Annotated in this window: 14 protein-coding genes; 5 read left to right on the top strand and 9 right to left on the bottom strand. The window is 43.4% G+C overall.

The features are described 5' to 3' along the window. Positions 1-25: 25 nt before the first annotated feature. Positions 26-295, bottom strand: coding sequence for a hypothetical protein (locus KCTCHS21_RS17120; RefSeq protein WP_130610866.1), 270 nt, complete (start codon positions 293-295; stop codon positions 26-28). Positions 296-427: 132 nt separating this feature from the next. Further along, on the bottom strand, positions 428-772 hold the full coding sequence (locus tag KCTCHS21_RS17125) for an ArsR/SmtB family transcription factor (protein ID WP_179952618.1): 345 nt from the start codon (positions 770-772) through the stop codon (positions 428-430). 190 nt (positions 773-962) lie between these two features. On the opposite strand from KCTCHS21_RS17125, the gene KCTCHS21_RS17130 reads away from it, so the two are divergent. After that, complete coding sequence (locus KCTCHS21_RS17130) at positions 963-3,134, top strand: heavy metal translocating P-type ATPase (protein WP_130610873.1); 2,172 nt, start codon at positions 963-965, stop codon at positions 3,132-3,134. Between the two features lie 107 nt (positions 3,135-3,241). Here KCTCHS21_RS17130 and KCTCHS21_RS17135 read toward each other — a convergent pair whose 3' ends face one another. The 5 genes from KCTCHS21_RS17135 to KCTCHS21_RS17155 form a co-directional block, all read right to left on the bottom strand. Beyond that, positions 3,242-5,140 (bottom strand): beta-N-acetylhexosaminidase, encoded by a 1,899-nt coding sequence (locus tag KCTCHS21_RS17135; RefSeq protein WP_130610876.1) that lies wholly within the window; start codon positions 5,138-5,140, stop codon positions 3,242-3,244. Positions 5,141-5,195: 55 nt separating this feature from the next. After that, complete coding sequence (locus tag KCTCHS21_RS17140; protein ID WP_130610879.1) at positions 5,196-6,032, bottom strand: carbohydrate ABC transporter permease; 837 nt, start codon at positions 6,030-6,032, stop codon at positions 5,196-5,198. 27 nt (positions 6,033-6,059) lie between these two features. Then, entirely contained in the window at positions 6,060-7,004 is a 945-nt protein-coding gene (locus KCTCHS21_RS17145; protein WP_232057863.1) for a carbohydrate ABC transporter permease, read from the bottom strand. A 76-nt stretch (positions 7,005-7,080) separates the two neighbouring features. After that, positions 7,081-8,556, bottom strand: coding sequence for an ABC transporter substrate-binding protein (locus KCTCHS21_RS17150; RefSeq protein WP_130610882.1), 1,476 nt, complete (start codon positions 8,554-8,556; stop codon positions 7,081-7,083). Between the two features lie 64 nt (positions 8,557-8,620). Continuing rightward, the gene (locus KCTCHS21_RS17155; protein WP_130610885.1) at positions 8,621-9,901 is read right to left on the bottom strand and encodes a Gfo/Idh/MocA family protein; all 1,281 of its coding nucleotides are present in this window, start codon (positions 9,899-9,901) and stop codon (positions 8,621-8,623) included. A gap of 246 nt (positions 9,902-10,147) precedes the next feature. On the opposite strand from KCTCHS21_RS17155, the gene KCTCHS21_RS17160 reads away from it, so the two are divergent. The 4 genes from KCTCHS21_RS17160 to KCTCHS21_RS17175 all read left to right on the top strand — a co-directional run bounded on the left by KCTCHS21_RS17160 (position 10,148) and on the right by KCTCHS21_RS17175 (position 14,997). After that, positions 10,148-11,137 (top strand): LacI family DNA-binding transcriptional regulator, encoded by a 990-nt coding sequence (locus KCTCHS21_RS17160; protein WP_130610888.1) that lies wholly within the window; start codon positions 10,148-10,150, stop codon positions 11,135-11,137. A gap of 159 nt (positions 11,138-11,296) precedes the next feature. Then, on the top strand, positions 11,297-12,292 hold the full coding sequence (locus KCTCHS21_RS17165) for a LacI family DNA-binding transcriptional regulator (RefSeq protein WP_130610891.1): 996 nt from the start codon (positions 11,297-11,299) through the stop codon (positions 12,290-12,292). Between the two features lie 31 nt (positions 12,293-12,323). Continuing rightward, entirely contained in the window at positions 12,324-14,450 is a 2,127-nt protein-coding gene (locus KCTCHS21_RS17170) for an alpha-L-rhamnosidase-related protein (protein ID WP_130610894.1), read from the top strand. Positions 14,451-14,550: 100 nt separating this feature from the next. Next, positions 14,551-14,997, top strand: coding sequence for a hypothetical protein (locus KCTCHS21_RS17175; RefSeq protein ID WP_130610897.1), 447 nt, complete (start codon positions 14,551-14,553; stop codon positions 14,995-14,997). Positions 14,998-15,069: 72 nt separating this feature from the next. Here KCTCHS21_RS17175 and KCTCHS21_RS17180 read toward each other — a convergent pair whose 3' ends face one another. Beyond that, positions 15,070-16,005, bottom strand: a complete 936-nt coding sequence (locus KCTCHS21_RS17180; RefSeq protein WP_130610900.1) for a tyrosine-type recombinase/integrase — start codon at positions 16,003-16,005, stop codon at positions 15,070-15,072. Between the two features lie 222 nt (positions 16,006-16,227). After that, the gene (locus KCTCHS21_RS17185; protein ID WP_145988959.1) at positions 16,228-16,701 is read right to left on the bottom strand and encodes a hypothetical protein; all 474 of its coding nucleotides are present in this window, start codon (positions 16,699-16,701) and stop codon (positions 16,228-16,230) included. Position 16,702: the final 1 nt, after the last annotated feature.

Genomic DNA, 16,702 nt, shown 5'->3' on the forward strand with positions numbered 1-16,702 from the left:
TGTTTCCCCTTTTCACACAAATATTTTAAACTGTGGTCCCTTTCAACGCGTGATGCATACTATATTTCTTCTCCATTTTCTCCCATCTTCTATCTGCTATGACAGAACCTATTGTAGGAAAAATAAGAATTCTGCCTAGTAGATAAACGATGGAGACGGTTCCATTGAAGTAAAAATCAATAATCGACAGCAATAATGTGATAGACATCCCCACATAGATTACGCCATACCACATAATATATTTTTTCTTGCCCATCTTACGTTTCTTTTCCCATTTCATTGCGAATTCATCCACAATTATTCGCCTGCTCTCATCAATTATATTCGTTTACTCTTGTTATCCATAATAGCCCAAGTACGAATGCTTCTCCATTCTAGCAGGCATACTACAAGCTATAGTTTAATATGAGCGCCCACTAGGGTCAAATTATTCATGCTTTAAATGCTGTAAAGTAAGAACGAATATTTGTTCGATATGCAAATCATCTAAAGAGTAAAACACGGTCTTACCTGATTTACGTCGCTTTACTATTCTCAAGTTTCGTAAGTATCTTAACTGGTGAGAAATAGCGGATTGTCCCATACCCAGCAACACGGATAAATCATGCACACATAATTCGTTTATCAATAATGCGCCAATAAGCTTTACGCGTGTAGGATCACTGAGTGCCTTGAATAGCTCAGCCAGCTCGTTGGCTGATGTATCATCAACCATCTTTTGTTTAATCTTTAGCAAGTCTGTTTCCGTCCCGACACACGTAGTGTCACACATTTCAATGACTTGTTTATCCACCCTAAATCACCTTCGATCCACTCTTTTTAACTATTATAGCAATTTCATTGCTTATCGGAAAGTTTACGATTTAGAAAACATATGAACAAATGCTCATATTTCATTGACATCGTTAAAGTTTAGTAATAATATATGAGCAAGTATTCATTTGTTATAGGAGATGATCATCATGATTGAATATCGAGTCAAAGGATTATCATGTGGCAATTGCGCCCAAGCTCTTGAGCATGAAATTCGTCAATTAGAGCATGGAGATACAGCAACCCTTAGCTACAATAGCGGAAAATTAAACTTAGATGAGCGAGTACCCTTAGATAAAGTGAAAAAGATACTCAAAAATGACCGCGCATATATCGAGAATAAAAATGCACATTCCCATGCTGGCCACAATCATGCACACGGCGAGCATGCCCATTCCCACTCACATAATCACGACCACACTCACTCACATGACCATGATGACGACAACGACCATGATCATGATCATAGCCAAGGCAACAAGAAAATAATCGGAACACTCATTGCTTCTACTGTTATCTATGTAGGTGCGATATTCATGGACGGCCAAGCATCTGATTTCTCAGTCATCGCCCTATACTTAATTGCAGCTGCACTTAGTGGCTACTCCACTTTCTTGAAGGGTCTTAAAAATCTCATACGACTTAAATTTAATATCGACACCTTGATGACAATCGCACTTGTAGGCGCTGTTTCAATAGGGGAATGGAAAGAAGCGACCTTGGTAGCTATTCTTTTCGGATTAAACGAGCTTCTGGAAGGTCTCGGTATGGAAAAAGCTCGTCGTTCCATGGAGACACTCCTGCAGGTTGCGCCTAAAGAAGCGACCTTATTAGTAGAAGGTAAAGAAACGGTTGTTCCCATTACTACGCTTCAAGTTGGAGATACGGTTATTGTTAAACCGGGAGAGAAAATCCCATCTGACGGCACGGTGTTGTCTGGTAAAAGCTCAGTGAACGAATCCGCCATTACAGGCGAGTCCCTCCCCGTAGAAAAATCGAAGGATGAACCGGTGTTTGGTGGAAGTATTAATAATGAAGGCGTAATCCACATTCGGATCGAAAAAGCTTACGAGGATTCATCTTTGGCCAAAATCCTTCATTTAGTAGAAGAAGCCCAAGAAACGAAAACACCTACTGAGCTATTCATCAATAAGTTTGCCAAGTATTATACCCCACTTATTATGATAGCTGCCGCTCTTGTCATCGTAGTCCCTCCTCTTTTTCTGGGCGGCGACTGGACAGAATGGCTGTATCAAGGGCTTGCCGTTCTCATCGTGGGTTGTCCGTGTGCGTTGATCTTATCGTCTCCAATTGCAATTGTAGCTGGTATTACACGCAATGCCCGTAATGGTATTCTGATTAAAGGCGGCGTGTTCCTCGAACAATTAGGTAAAATTGACACTCTAGCCTTTGATAAAACAGGCACTTTGACTAAGGGTGAGCCCTACGTTGAGCAATCTGTCGTTTATGATGAAATAAGATTTCTAGCTGTAGCAGGCGCGATTGAAAAGTCCTCGTCTCACCCACTTGCTAAAGCCATCATGAAGGAAGTAGCTCGTTCCGGTATTGAAATTAAGGATGCAGAAGACATAGAAGCCGTATCAGGACGTGGTATTGTCGCCACTTACGAAGGAAATAAATATTGGCTCGGTAATGAAAAAAGTATGGAGCATCTTACGATCCCACAAGATATACAAGCGACTATTGAACAACTGAAACAAAGCGGTCTTACATTGGTGCTAGCTGCTGACGAGAATCAAATCCTTGGAATGTTTGGGATTTCTGATGAGATCCGTGAGGAAAGTAAATCCGTCATCAAGGCTTTGCATAAAAACGGCATCCGGCATACCGTCATGCTAACGGGTGATCATCAGAAGACGGCGGAAAAGGTTGCTAAAGCGGTTGGTGTAACTGAATATTATGGAAACCTGCTTCCCGAAGATAAGGTTACCAAGGTAAAAGAGCTCGCTAGCAAAGGTACTGTAGGAATGATCGGCGATGGTATTAACGATGCTCCCGCCCTCGCATCTGCACAGATCGGAATCGCAATGGGAAAAGGAACTGACAGTGCAATAGAAACAGCAGATGTCGTATTGATGCAAGACCACCTTGGCAAATTACCTGAGGCGATAAAAGTAGCAAGACGTGTTAATCGCATCATTAAGTTTAATATTGGTGTGTCCATGGGATTAAAGCTTATTGCATTACTTCTTACCATTCCTGGATGGCTGACTCTGTGGGTAGCTATTCTATCCGATATGGGAGCCACAATCTTCGTTACACTAGTAAGCTTAACTATTCTTATCCAAAGAAAATCATAGCCTTATACAAAAGCCACCTGACATGTAGATGTAGGGTGGCTTTTGCTTGCTCGCAAATTTTTATTAGAAAAGAAGCAATGGTACATCGCTTCTCTTACTCGCTTACATTAGGTCATTTTATTGGGACTAGCTATCAGATGATAGGTGCAAAAATAATCCGTCCCCGCCCCGCCCTGTTTATCTCGATTATCAAAGAACAAACGGGTTTCTTCCAATTCCTCAATCTTGGACGTTACTCCCTCTAAGTATTCCTGAATTCGATCCTTCGTCGACTGCAATCTTGCAGTCAGACCGCCATAACGGATATCCAGCACTTCCCACCCAAACGGCTTGTTCGTATTCATCCAAAGTCTACGGTGCGAAATTCGCAACGCTTCAACTTTTTGCAACAGATCGGGCAGCTCAATTCCGACGAAATGCTCCAATAATGTTCGATCCTCTGAATCATAAGCCCGCTTCAATCGGACACCCATATCTGCCTTCAATTTCAGTACCTCGCTTAAACGAGCAGGAATCTCGAAAATACGAAGTGCTTGCGCGCTATGCTGGGCCAATTCGGAGAAAGTATCCGTCATCAGCTGGTAATGCTGTGAGACCTCAAGTCCTTCGATATGTTTATCGAATAAGCCTAGCAGCACATCCTGCCACAACAAATACTTGGATGGGTTTGAAGTGTCACCATGCTCAACGATTAATCCTGGAATATCATCCAGCATATCTATGCTAATATAATACTCATAAGGAATTCCGGTACAGAAGGTTGTTCTTCGTCTAAGCTTCTGTTCATCGAGAACTCGAGCGTAAGCATGCTCAGCGAATAGCTGCAGTCCTGGAAGTACAGTCCACACATTGTTCTCAGCCCCATTATCTCCCCACGCGGTTGCGAAAACCTCTCGAACACCTTCCTGTTTACACGCTTGAAGCGCAGCATTCGTGCTTTTGAAGGTCCGATCGTAATGTGTACACATCCCAAGCCATGTCCAGATTCCGCCTGCAAACACAGGCATCGAACCAAGCTGCTTATGCTTGCGTATCATAGTCTCGTAAAAGGGTTGATCATAGTGGTAATAATCCCAATAGACGAGCTGCGCACCAGAAGGAACTCGGTTTGCATCAGCCTCGGTAAAGCTCACATCAGGATCATAATAATCATGAGTAGCAGATGCGGTCCGGAAGCTCATATCGCTCCAAAGCATCGGCTGCAAGCCATAGGATTGTGTAATGCCTGTTACCTTGATCAGATGCTCATTCATTAGTTCGGACGGATCACGGTATCCGTGCATATCGAGCGAACGTCCACGGCCTAAATTATGCGCCTCGTCCATTCCGATATGGATGCGCCTGCTTTGATAGGTACGTGATACATTGCCCACCATTCGATCGATGAACTCATAGGTATGATCATCCCCAACCAACAGAACATCCTGCGAATCTCTCAATTTTGAAGCAGCCTCCCACTTAAGGAAGGTATCCAAATGTGCCAGCGTCTGGATGCAGGGAATCATCTCAATGCCAAGAGAAGATGCATAAGCATCACACTCCTTAAGCTCCTCCGATGTGTATCTGCCGCGCATATAACCGAAATACGGTTCATCCTCCAACGCGTAGGTGTCCTCGGTATATAGCATGAGCGCATTCATTCCCATCAAGGCCATTTTGAGAAGGAGCTCTTTGACTCTTTCAATCTTTGGCACGGCATTTCTTGAACAATCTAGCATAAAGCCTACCGTATCAAACTGTGGCTCCTCTCGAATTTCGAAAGGCTTGTCCGAGATCATTCCTTCAACTAATAGCCCAATCGCCCGATAAAGATGGTTTTCCTGCGCATAGCGAATTGTTGCGCAGGCACCATCGAAAATTACCGTTAGCTCTGCCTGATTCACCTGTTCCAGCGTTACCGGAACTCCGGAATCTAACAGCCTCACACTTAGCGATTCGCATATCATTTCAAGACCGGTAAATCCATTTGGCAGCTTTCCTGATATGAAAAGCTCTAATTGTGCCATTCTTTACCCCACCTATTCCCGATATTGGATCAATCTCGCTCCTTACAGATGAGGTTTACCCTTTCATAGACCCCATCGTCGCACCTTCCATAATTCTTCTTTGAAAGAAGACGTAGAAGATAATAGAAGGAATCATGACAATTATGACTCCCGCGAACATCGTCACCCAATCCGACGTGTACTGCATCTTCATATTTGCCTGATACATATTGACCCCGATCGTATATTTGGATGGATCACCCAAGTAAATGAACGGACCTAGAAAGTTATTGTATAGTCCGAGAAACTTAAAGATGGCAACCGTCACAATGCCGGGTGTCGACAAGGGCACAATAATACGCCAGAATGTCTGGAAGATCGAAGCGCCATCCATAAATGCGCTTTCTTCTAAATCTTTAGGAAGCGATGACAAAAAGCCGCCAAGCAGCATAAGAAAAAATACGTTTTCCCCGAAGCTATCCAAAATAATCAAACCTGTTAAACTATTGGTCAGATGCATTGTCTTCATTAGGATGTATTGGGGAATCAATGCATTGATTCCCGGCAAAAACAGCGAAAGCATGATCAAGCCCCAAATCAGCTTCCTGCCACGGAACTGCACTCGTGTTAATGCATAGGCATTAAGTGTCGTTAAAAAGGTGCCTAACACCAGACTCACACCGACATAATACAACGTATTTAATAGAGATTGGCCAATCTTATATTGGTTCCATGCTTTAGAATAGTTGCTCCATTGAATATCCTTTGGTAACGCCCATATATCTTGAAAAAACGCAGCGTTCGTTCTCAAAGATTGATAGAGGATCCATATGACAGGAAAAATGATGGATATCGCCCATAGCAGAAGCAATAACCTCCATACACCATCCATGAATGTTCGCCGTTCAGCCATGCCTAGTTGCCTCCTTTAATACCCGTGCTAATACTCGACATTTTCCTCCGGATAAAATTTATCGATAATCAACTTCGCCCCGACTAGAATGACGAATAGAAACATCCCTATTGCGGAAGCGTACCCGTAGTTGTGATATTCTTTTCCAAATGCGAGATTAAACATATAAAGCCCAATTACGTCGGTAGATCCTTCCGGCCCACCATTTGTCAAAATCATTATTATCTCAAAGCCTTTGATCGAGCCAAGAATAACAAACACGACACAGACCCGAATGACACCGCGAATGAGTGGGATCGTAATCCGGAACAATATGCTCATCGGACGAGCACCTTCTAGATAGGCCGCTTCATATAAAGATTTAGGAATACTACTAATCGCGTTGATGAAAATAACGACATAAAGCCCTACTCCTCCCCATACCATGGGGATTACCAAAGCCCAAATCGCCGTTCTTGTATCGCCTAGCCAATAAAAGTCATTCATGCTCATACCGAACAGCTCAAGCATGCCATTAAGTAACCCGAAGCTACCATCGTAAATAAACGACCACAGTAATGCGACAACAACGGTCGAAAGAACATTCGTAAAAAAGAAGATTACTTTATATATGGAATTTTCCTTATACGATTTATTGTTAAGTAAGTATGCGAGCAATAATGATATGAACACGATAAGCGCTGGTACGACAATCATATACAGCAGGTTATGGTACAACGCACGCCAGACGAACTTATCCTTAACCATACTCACATAGTTGTCAAAACCTACAAACTTGGCATCGGTCAAACCATCCCAATTCAATAAGGAGTAATAAACCGACATCAAGTTAGGGTACAAGGTGAACAATAAATAACCTAGCAGCGAGGGGGCAATCGCAACGATCAAAAAAACAGTACGCTGTCTACTAGCCTTATTGGATCCCTTCTGCTTACGTACCGCTTGTTCATCTCCATACATCTTGGCATTCAAAGCCTCTCCCCCTTACTTGAATAAATATTCGGGAGGAACTAGACTCCTCCCGAATCTATACAATTACAACTAACCGTTACGGACGGTCATTTTTGATTGCAATTTGCTTAAGCTTCTCTGCTTCTTCCAGTACCGGTCCAGGATCTTTTTTCCCTGTTGCAGCTGCTGTTATTAATTCACTTAGAATCTTATCCGCTTGGCCGTGCTCAGCACTTGTAAGTCCAAATTCACGACGATAGGAAATATACTCTACTTTATGTTTGGTTGCATACTCCATAACAGCTGCCTGTGTAGGCTGAAGCTTCGCGATACGAGCAGGGTCATCGCCGAAGTCAAGTCTTGATGGATACGCTCCAGCTTCTGAAGCAATCGTTTCTTGAATCTCAAAATCGTACAAGCTCAGGATGAATTCCTTCGCCCACTGCTTATTTAGATCAGGCTTGTTCTTCCAGATTACAAATGAGGTATCGCCCACTCCAGAGTTAACAAATACGGTTTGGTTAGCATCGTTGGTAGCTGGTATAGCCATAAATCCCCAATTGAAGCCTTCTGGTGTTGCCTCTTTCATCTCATTGCCAACCCAATCGCCAGTTGAAACAAGCGCAGCTTTATGCTGAAGCACCTGCATTTGTGATTGTGTATGATTCAGTGCAGCTACTCCTGCAGGAAAGTACCCTTTCTTTCCAAACTCATACAAACGATTCCATGCTTCCTTGTTTTCTGTTGTTACAAGCTGCGGTCCAGTAAAGCTGCGGAAATTTTTAATATAAGTATCGAAGGTTCCATTCGCTTTAGCTAAATCGAATTGAATAACATTAAACACATAATCGGTAAGGTACCCCGCATATACGCCCGGGAACGTAATAGGGATGACACCGTCGGCTTTAATCTGATCCAAAAGCGCTACAAACTCATCCCATGTGTTTGGACTTTTGTTCCAGCCTTTCTCATCAAACAATTTCTGGTCAAAGAAGAGACCTGCGGTATAGGCTGAAACCGGTAATCTAGCTGTAAAACCAAGGCTAAGAGAAGTATCATAAGCATCATCAGAGATGACCGATCTTAGTTTTTTCCCCGTTTCTCCTGGTACATCGCGCTCCCACAAATCGTCTTGCGGTTCAAGCTTGCCAGCACTTGCGAGACGCTCAAGTTGGCCGATAGCAGTGAATTGTGGAATAAAGATATCGAACATGTCATTGTCGTTACCGGCTGCGATCTTCGGCTCGAGAATGGTTGATAGTGTTGGAGTTGAAGTAATATCGAACGTAACATTCGGATATTTTTCGATAAATTTCTTAACGGCCAGATCCATCCAAGCACGACCCGAGCCCGCCTCCCAGTACCCCATCTTCAGAGTAACCTTATCATCCTTAGACAAGCCGTTTTCTGGATATACATTATCCTCTGGGTTTGAAGCGCTCGCGCTCGGGCTTACGTTTGATTCCGTACTTGCCGGAGAACTCGCTGAATCGTTGTTTTTGTTGCCTGCACAACCCGCTAGCAGTACAACGACCATAACAAGTGATAGAAATAGTGCGCTTACATTTTTCATTGATGGTACCCCCTAATTATTTTTTTGTTCAGTTGATGCTATATGAAGCTGCTGAAAGCTCAGCTCAACTGCCAACGGAATTCATACATCGCGCACTCCACCCAGCGACCGCAATCGAACTACCACCCTCTAGCCTAGACTGCTCTGCAGCAAAAGCCATCATATGGCTTTGTACGGAAGCTTCAGCCGAAGTAAGTCCCTGAGCCCCGTTGTTACTAGAGTTGCGAACCTGCTTCAGAAATTCCCGCATCAGTCCTTCATCTCCGCCCCCGTGTCCTCCTTCTCCTACGGCCACTGGGATATTCATTGCTTCTTTCCCGAATTGATATAGAACGATTTCATCCTTTTCCATATAACCTCGAATTTCACCTAACGTACCCATGATCTGTATCGTTCTTGATATATCGTGTGAAAACCCAGACATTGTAAATGATGCAATAGCGCCTCTTTCAAATTCCAAGTTGACGACTTGATGATCAACTACATTGTTATCACATTGATAGACACAGCGTCCAAATGGTCCCTTCTCGAGTGCCTCATTGATCCCCTCAGGAGTTATCTCATTCGTAATGAAACGGGTCCACTCATTCTTTAGATCATTTTCCTTATAAATCCGGACTGCCGAATAAGGACAATCCCGCTCGACAGCACATCCCTCAACACAACGTAACGTTGATCCATGAGGGGCATTCTCAGAACGAAAGTGTAAGAGCGAGCCGTAAGAGCTAACTTTCGTGCACCTATCGTCTATCAACCAAGATAAAATATCCAGATCGTGACACGATTTCTGCAGGATCATCGGACTTGTTTCCTCGGACTTATTCCAGTTTCCACGAACGAAGCTGTGCGCCATATGGAAGTAACCCACATTCTCGCTTAATTGAACATTGACAATCTGTCCGATCGCACCGCTTACGATTATTTCCTTGATCTTTGACCAGAACGGGGTATACCGTAGCACATGACAGACTGTCAGCAACCGGTTATGCTCCCTAGATGCATCCGCCATAGCAAGTACTTCATCAATCAATGGAGACATTGGTTTCTCAAGTAAAACATCGTATCCAAGCTCTAGTGCCTTCATTGTGGGTATACAATGCATTCTATCCTGCGTGGATATCACTGCGACATCTGCTATTTGGGTACTATGTAAAACCTGTTCCCAGCTGTCGAACAACTGATTGGGTGCGAGTCCATGGTCCTTAGCAGCAAGCTTTCTTCGTTCTTCATTCGGCTCGGCGACTGCGACGATTTTTAACTCCTCAGGATACTTACTCGCATACGCCCCATATACGAATCTCCCTCTCGCGCCGGCTCCTACTAGTACTGCAGTTATTTGACGCACTATGTTTATTGACCCCTCCCTTCGCGATAATACATCGGTAAACTTATTTTCAACGAAATCATAACACTCGTTATATTTAGGTGTCAATAACATAATTTTTATCGATTAATGGGAATGAAAACACTTACACTCTTATTGTTTCTTATGAGTAAACGTCCTTTTCAGTTAAATTTTGACTATTAATACGCTTTTGGATTACAATATAACTATTGTTATACTCTTTTTCGATGAAGGAGATTTCCCCCTATGGTAACGAAAAAGGAGATCGCAGAGCACCTCGGTATCTCGCGAACAGCTGTTTCTCTCGTATTAAACAATACACCGAGCAGCACGATTTCGAATGAAACACGCCATAAAATACTTCAAGCAGCCAAAGAGCTTGGTTATCGGGATATTGAAGTATCACCCAAGCTTTGTTATGTACTCTATGATCGGGATGCCAATGATCCGCGTTATATGGTGGACTTGCAAATTATGGAGGCTAAAGCAAGTGACTTCAACTACGGCTTAGTTTTCTTGAATATTTCGAGCGATCCCCTGTCATTAAACAAACTACATAAGTATCTAGATAATCAAGAGATTGAAGGGTACATCTTAACTGGCGATGTTGACGATAACCTACTTGAGCTATTTCGAAATTCGAATACCCCTTATATCTTTTATGGGATGCCGTTACGCGCTCAAGAAGAGATCAATTTCATCGCCTTTGACGATCGAACGCTGGCCTTGCATGCCACCGAATATTTATTCTCTCTCGGTCACACCCGGATCGCTTTGTTTATGGGGAGCTTGGATTACGAAATCCATCAATTAAACCTGGAAGGCTTTCGTAATGCCCATGAAAAGAATGGAATTCCTTTGGATAAGTCCCTTATTCAAATAAGCAATGATGAGAATGGTTATGAGCTCTGCAAGAGAACTGACCTGCTGCAGCTGAAGCCAACCGCTATCTTCTGCGTGAATACCGTTATTCAATTCGGTGCCCTTCAATACCTTCAGAGCACTGGCGTTTCTGTACCAAATGATATTAGCCTAGTAGGCTCCGGTCTATCTGAGCTTGTAAAGGTCAGCAGCCCGCAGCTCACAACCTATTACGTTTCAGCAGAGAAAAAGGCTACAACCGTATCAATGCTGCTTGAAATTATTAACAATCGCAATGCTAAGGAAACGGTCTCTTCGCGGATTACGGAGTTCGAGCGCTTCGCGGGTGGCACCGCTTCTCTTCGCAAGCCATAATAACAGTCGTTATTTTCATACTCGCCATAATAGCTACTTTTATGTGATATTTTCATAAAAAGTAGCTTTTTCATTGTCATAAATTGACGAATACCAATTTTAAGGGCTATAATATACCCATCGTTATATTTTGCATTTCAAAGAAGGAGATTTCCCCCTATGGTAACGAAAAAAGAGATCGCAGATCACCTCGGTATTTCGCGAACTGCCGTTTCTCTCGTATTAAATAATACCCCGAGCAGCACAATTTCTAATGAAACACGCCATAAAATACTTCAAGCAGCCAAAGAGCTTGGTTATAGGGATATTGCAGTATCACCCAAGCTTTGTTATGTACTCTATGATCGGGATGCCAATGATCCGCGTTATATGGCAGATTTGCAAATTATGGAGGCTAAAGCAAGCAGCTTTAACTATGGCTTAGTTTTCATGAATATCTCGAGTACTCCTGAATCATTGAATAAGCTTCGCAAATACTTGGATAATCGGGAGATTGAAGGGTTCATCTTATCCGGTGATGTAGACGAAAAGCTTCTTGAATTATTTCGTCACTCGAATACTCCTTATATCTTTTATGGAATGCCACCGTTCAACCAAGAAGAGGATCTTAATTTCATCGCTTTCGACAATAAAACACTGGCCTTTCATGCTACCGAACACTTATTTTCGCTTGGTCACACTCGGGTCGCATTGTTTATAGGGAGCCTAGACTACCATATTCATCAGTTAACTTTAGAAGGATTTCGTGAGGCACATACGTCGAATGGAATTCCCTTAGACAAATCCCTCATTCAAATAAGCAACGATGAGAATGGCTATGAACTCTGTAAGCGAGCGGAGATGCTTCAATTGAATCCTACTGCAATTTTCTGCGCGAATACCGTTATCCAATTCGGTGCTCTTCAGTACCTTCAAAGCACTGGCGTTTCCGTACCACACGATGTTAGCTTGGTCGGCTCCGGTCTTTCCGAGCTTGTAAAGGTCAGCAGTCCTCAGCTAACAACCTATTACGTCTCCGAAGAGGAAAAGGCGAAAACCGTAACAATACTGCTTGAGATTATTAACAATCGCAACCCTGAAGGAACCTTCTCGTCGCGGGTTACGGAATTCGAACGTTTCGAGGGAGGTACTATTGCCCCCTGCAAATTAACATAGAACGTTAACCTATTAGGGAGGTTGTATAACTATGGATACTGCACACCAGTTGAATCCGACTTGGATCAGCTACCCAGGAGATTTCGAGCTTTGGCTGCATCGTGAGGTCAGCCTGCGCCGCGATGAACGGCTATCCATCGTCCCTCCTTTTTGGCGATTGGATACGCACTGCAGCAACGTCAAATTCCGCAAATGGGTGGATTTAATACAGGATGAGCAAGTAACCTGCGATGTCGAAGGTCGCTATAATATCGCAATTAACGATCGCTTTGTTTATGGAAATCCAAAGTCCTTCACCATACCAGCCGGAAGGCACCTGATTATGATTTCCGTTATTGCAGAAACAATCGTTCCAGCGATTTACTTGGAGGGACAATCGTTTGTTTCAGACAGCTCGTGGGAGGTTTCCACGAATAATCATGTCTGGTTGCCTGCTGCCACATTAAATTATCATACCCCTTTGGATAAACCTTCTGGTTACCGATTGGCTACAAAACCGATATTTCCTATTGCGGCTGAACGTCTCAATTCCTTAACGAAGGAAGAATCTTCTCAACTGATCGATTTCGGCAAGGAAACGTTCGGGTACGTAAGACTTCATCAAATCACAGGTTACGGAAAAGTGTGCTTGTACTATGGAGAGTCACGCGAAGAAGCGCTATCCAGAGATTTCTGCGAAACTTATGACGAGGTCATACTCGACGAGACCATCTTAGAGAATGAGCCAGCTGCGTCCACTGATCCTAAAGATCGAATATTCACCATTCCTAACTCTCGTGCGTTTCGATATGTTCAGATTGTAAGCGTTGGAGAAGTTCAGTACGGTGAAGTATCCGCGCTGTATGAATATTTGCCTGTAAAATATCGAGGCCATTTCCGTTGCTCCGATGATCGTATCAATGAGATTTGGGATACGTCCTTATATACACTACACCTGACGACACGGGAATTTTTTCTTGATGGGATCAAGCGAGATCGTTGGGTATGGTCTGGGGATGCATGCCAGAGCTTTCTGATGAACTACTATTCTTTCTTCGATAACGATGTATGTCGACGTACATTCATTGCCCTTCGCGGCAAGGATCCTGTAGAGACGCATATTAATCATATTTTGGATTACAGCTTCTATTGGATATTGGCGCTGCAAGATTACTATCTGCATACTGGCGATTTGAGCTTTGTGAAAGACTGCTATCCCAAAATAGTATCCTTACTACAGTTCTGCATTGAACGCACGAACGACTCAGGGTTTATGGAAGGTCTTCCAGACGATTGGATATTCGTTGACTGGGGGGAGATGGATAACCGAGGAGAAGTGTGCTTTGAACAAATTTTGTTCTGCCGAAGCCTTAATGTTGCCTCCGACTTTGCTACCCTCTTCCATGACAACGAGAATGCTTCATCGTTCAGAGTGAGAGCACAACAGCTTCATGAATCAATCTTGCACGTTTTCTGGGATGAGAAGGCCGGTGGTCTCGTACATAGCCGTCACGACGGAAAATTGAGCAGTCATATAACCAAGTATGCGAACATGTTCGCCTTAAGCTACGGTTATTTCAATGAACATCAAGCGGAACTGGTTAAGCAAAATATTATGTTAAACGATGCTGTTCAGCCGATTGTTACGCCTTATATGAGGTTCTATGAATTGGCATCTTTATGTGAGATCGGTGAAACTGATTTCGTAACTAGTGAAATCCAGCGCTATTGGGGTGGAATGCTCGATCTCGGAGCCACCTCATTCTGGGAAACATTCGATCCTACTCAAAGTGGTGATCAGCATTATGCCATGTATGGTAGACCATTCGGCAAAAGCCTTTGTCATTCTTGGGGTGCTAGTCCTCTCTATATTTTGGGCAAATATTATTTAGGGGTACGCCCGTTAACACCAGGCTATGAAACGTATGTTATTGAACCAAAGCTCGGTGGTTTGAGTTGGATTGAAGGTGCCGTACCTGTCCCTTCAGGTGACATTCACGTGTTTGCAAATTCGCATGAAATTAATATTCAGACTGTATCCGGCATAGGCACACTCCGCTTTCAAAGCTCGGTCATTCCTATTTCCTCTGACGGTCAAATAGTAGACAAGGGAGCCGGACAATACGAACTGATGTTATCTCCCCATAACTCCTACAATATTCGATATACATTGGGGTAATTAACGAGTGAAAGATGTCTCATTCCATGGTTAAACGTACAAGCAGCAGAAAAGTTATTGAATATGCTGTAGCACGTTTACAGGAATGGGGACCGCTAAGATGAATAATCAAAAAGGGATTAGTAAACAGGCCAAGCGGATGAAAGGTCATCCTGTTTGCGTCGTCTTAAAAAACGGGAGCTATTATGTCGGATGGATAACGGATGTTGAGAATGGACAGCTCACTCTTTCTGGGAAAAAGGGCAAGGGACGAGTAAAGCACACTGATTCGCTGAGAACAAAGAAAGTAAGAGTGTCTAATTTGTTTTCTGGTTTTGGCTTACCGGCTAACCTTGTTGGGGAGGCAGGACCTGCTGGTTTGGCTCCCGCTGGAGCCGCTGCTCTAGAAGGCGTTGGTGGCGGTGGTGGCGGTGGTGGTGGCTTTTTGAGTGGCTTCGGAGGTATCGGCGGGATCATGAGCTTTATGAACAAAGCTATGCCTGCCTTTAAAATGGGTATGGGCATGGTTAAAACCATTATGCCTTTATTAGGCGCCTTTAAGGGCTAATCGTTATAATCAAAAAGAGCAGTGAGGTTAACTTAGGTTAGCCCTCCTGCTCTATTTGATTTTCTTATGCAATTAACGAGTCGACTGGAAAATGGGTATTCGAGCAGCAATATTGTTCATTGCCTGCTTCAATTGCCTGTTGTCGACGTGCGTATATATTTGGGTCGTCTCAATACTAGCATGTCCGAGAAGCTCTTGGAGCGTGCGAATATCGGTTCCTCTGCGAATTTGCATGGTGGCAAAGGAATGTCTCAATTTGTGACTTGACAATTTCTTGTCTCTTAATGAAGGTACCCGATCCGATAGCTTATCCAGCGTCTCATCGGCCAGTGTCTGAATCATCCGAATGGACAGTCTGCGCCCGAATTGGGAGACGAAGAATGCCTTCTCCTTACTCTGCCTGGGAACAATTCTCTCCTCTAATGATTGACGCATGACCGAATGAATCTGTTCGGGCAAAGGAATTACCCGCCATTTGCGCCCTTTTCCCAGAACATGAACCGATCCATCCTCTGTCAAGTCAAAGATGTTCAGCCGATGAACCTCTCCTACCCTAAGACCGGCGTATGACATGAGAAGCAAAATCGTTATATTACGAACTCGATATTTGCCTTCAATCGTACCGAACATCATCTCTAGCTGATCTTCCTCCAGATAAACGGGAATCCGATTTTTCTCCTGTTTAGACTTGGCAACAGCCGAAGCAGGATTATGGCTAAGTCTCTCTAGCTCTATCAATGCTCTGAACAATGCTCGTAAGGAAGATAGCTTTCGATTCCTCGCCTCATCCCCTGCTCCTTGCTCGCGTGATGTGGAGAGAAAATCCATAATTTCAAGCTTACCCGCATCACTAAGATCCATTGGACAAATGGAGCGAAGGAAGCTACGGGTATCGCTCATGTAAGCTCGTTGTGTTGCCAGTGTCATTCCTCTGTTTTTCATCCACAGCAAAAAGAGACGTAGCTCCCTCTCATATGTTTCTGAAACCTCAAAATACTCATCTTTCATTGTTCCTCCTGCTGACTTTGAGCTTAGTTAGTATTCACATCATACCTAAAACATCGCTTAAAATGCAAACTGCGTGAAATTCATATTTCACGCAGTTTTTTCACGCTCATTTTTCCCGTTTTTTCCTCTGAAAATGTGTCCAGCGACACAAAGTTGACTAGTGCCACCTAGTATAAGCCTTTAGTAATTCACAACTTTAAGTATAAACAAAAAAGCCCCTTATTACTTTCCGTAGGGCCATACCAAATTGAGAAGCGCTTTTTTATCACACCTTCGATCATCCCAATAATGAAATTCTATTGGCTCGAACTTTTGGCCGTGTAAAGGAACCTTAACGATAAAATCTGTCTTATGGTCATATTTGTAAGGCAATATCTCGTATCCGAACTGGTGCTCCACCGGATCTGCCGTTTCTCTCTCTACAGCAAAATGAAGCCAATCATAAAAATGTTGAATTAAGCATTCTCCTAGCACTCGATTCAATATCCATTTTGTCGCAGAAAGACTCTCATACTTGCGGCGACCATCTGGTCCCGCCCATTTAATAAGAACTCTAGATAAAGTGTGTCGATGCTCCATTGACGCAAATACTTTAGAAACATCGTAGAGGATTCCGCTGTCGATAATTTGCCGATCTATCCAACATCTCGTCGGCCAGAACAGATGGTATTCGACATGTGCATGTGGCGGCCACAAT

Source organism: Cohnella abietis, from assembly GCF_004295585.1.
Taxonomy (GTDB): Bacteria; Bacillota; Bacilli; order Paenibacillales; family Paenibacillaceae; genus Cohnella; species Cohnella abietis.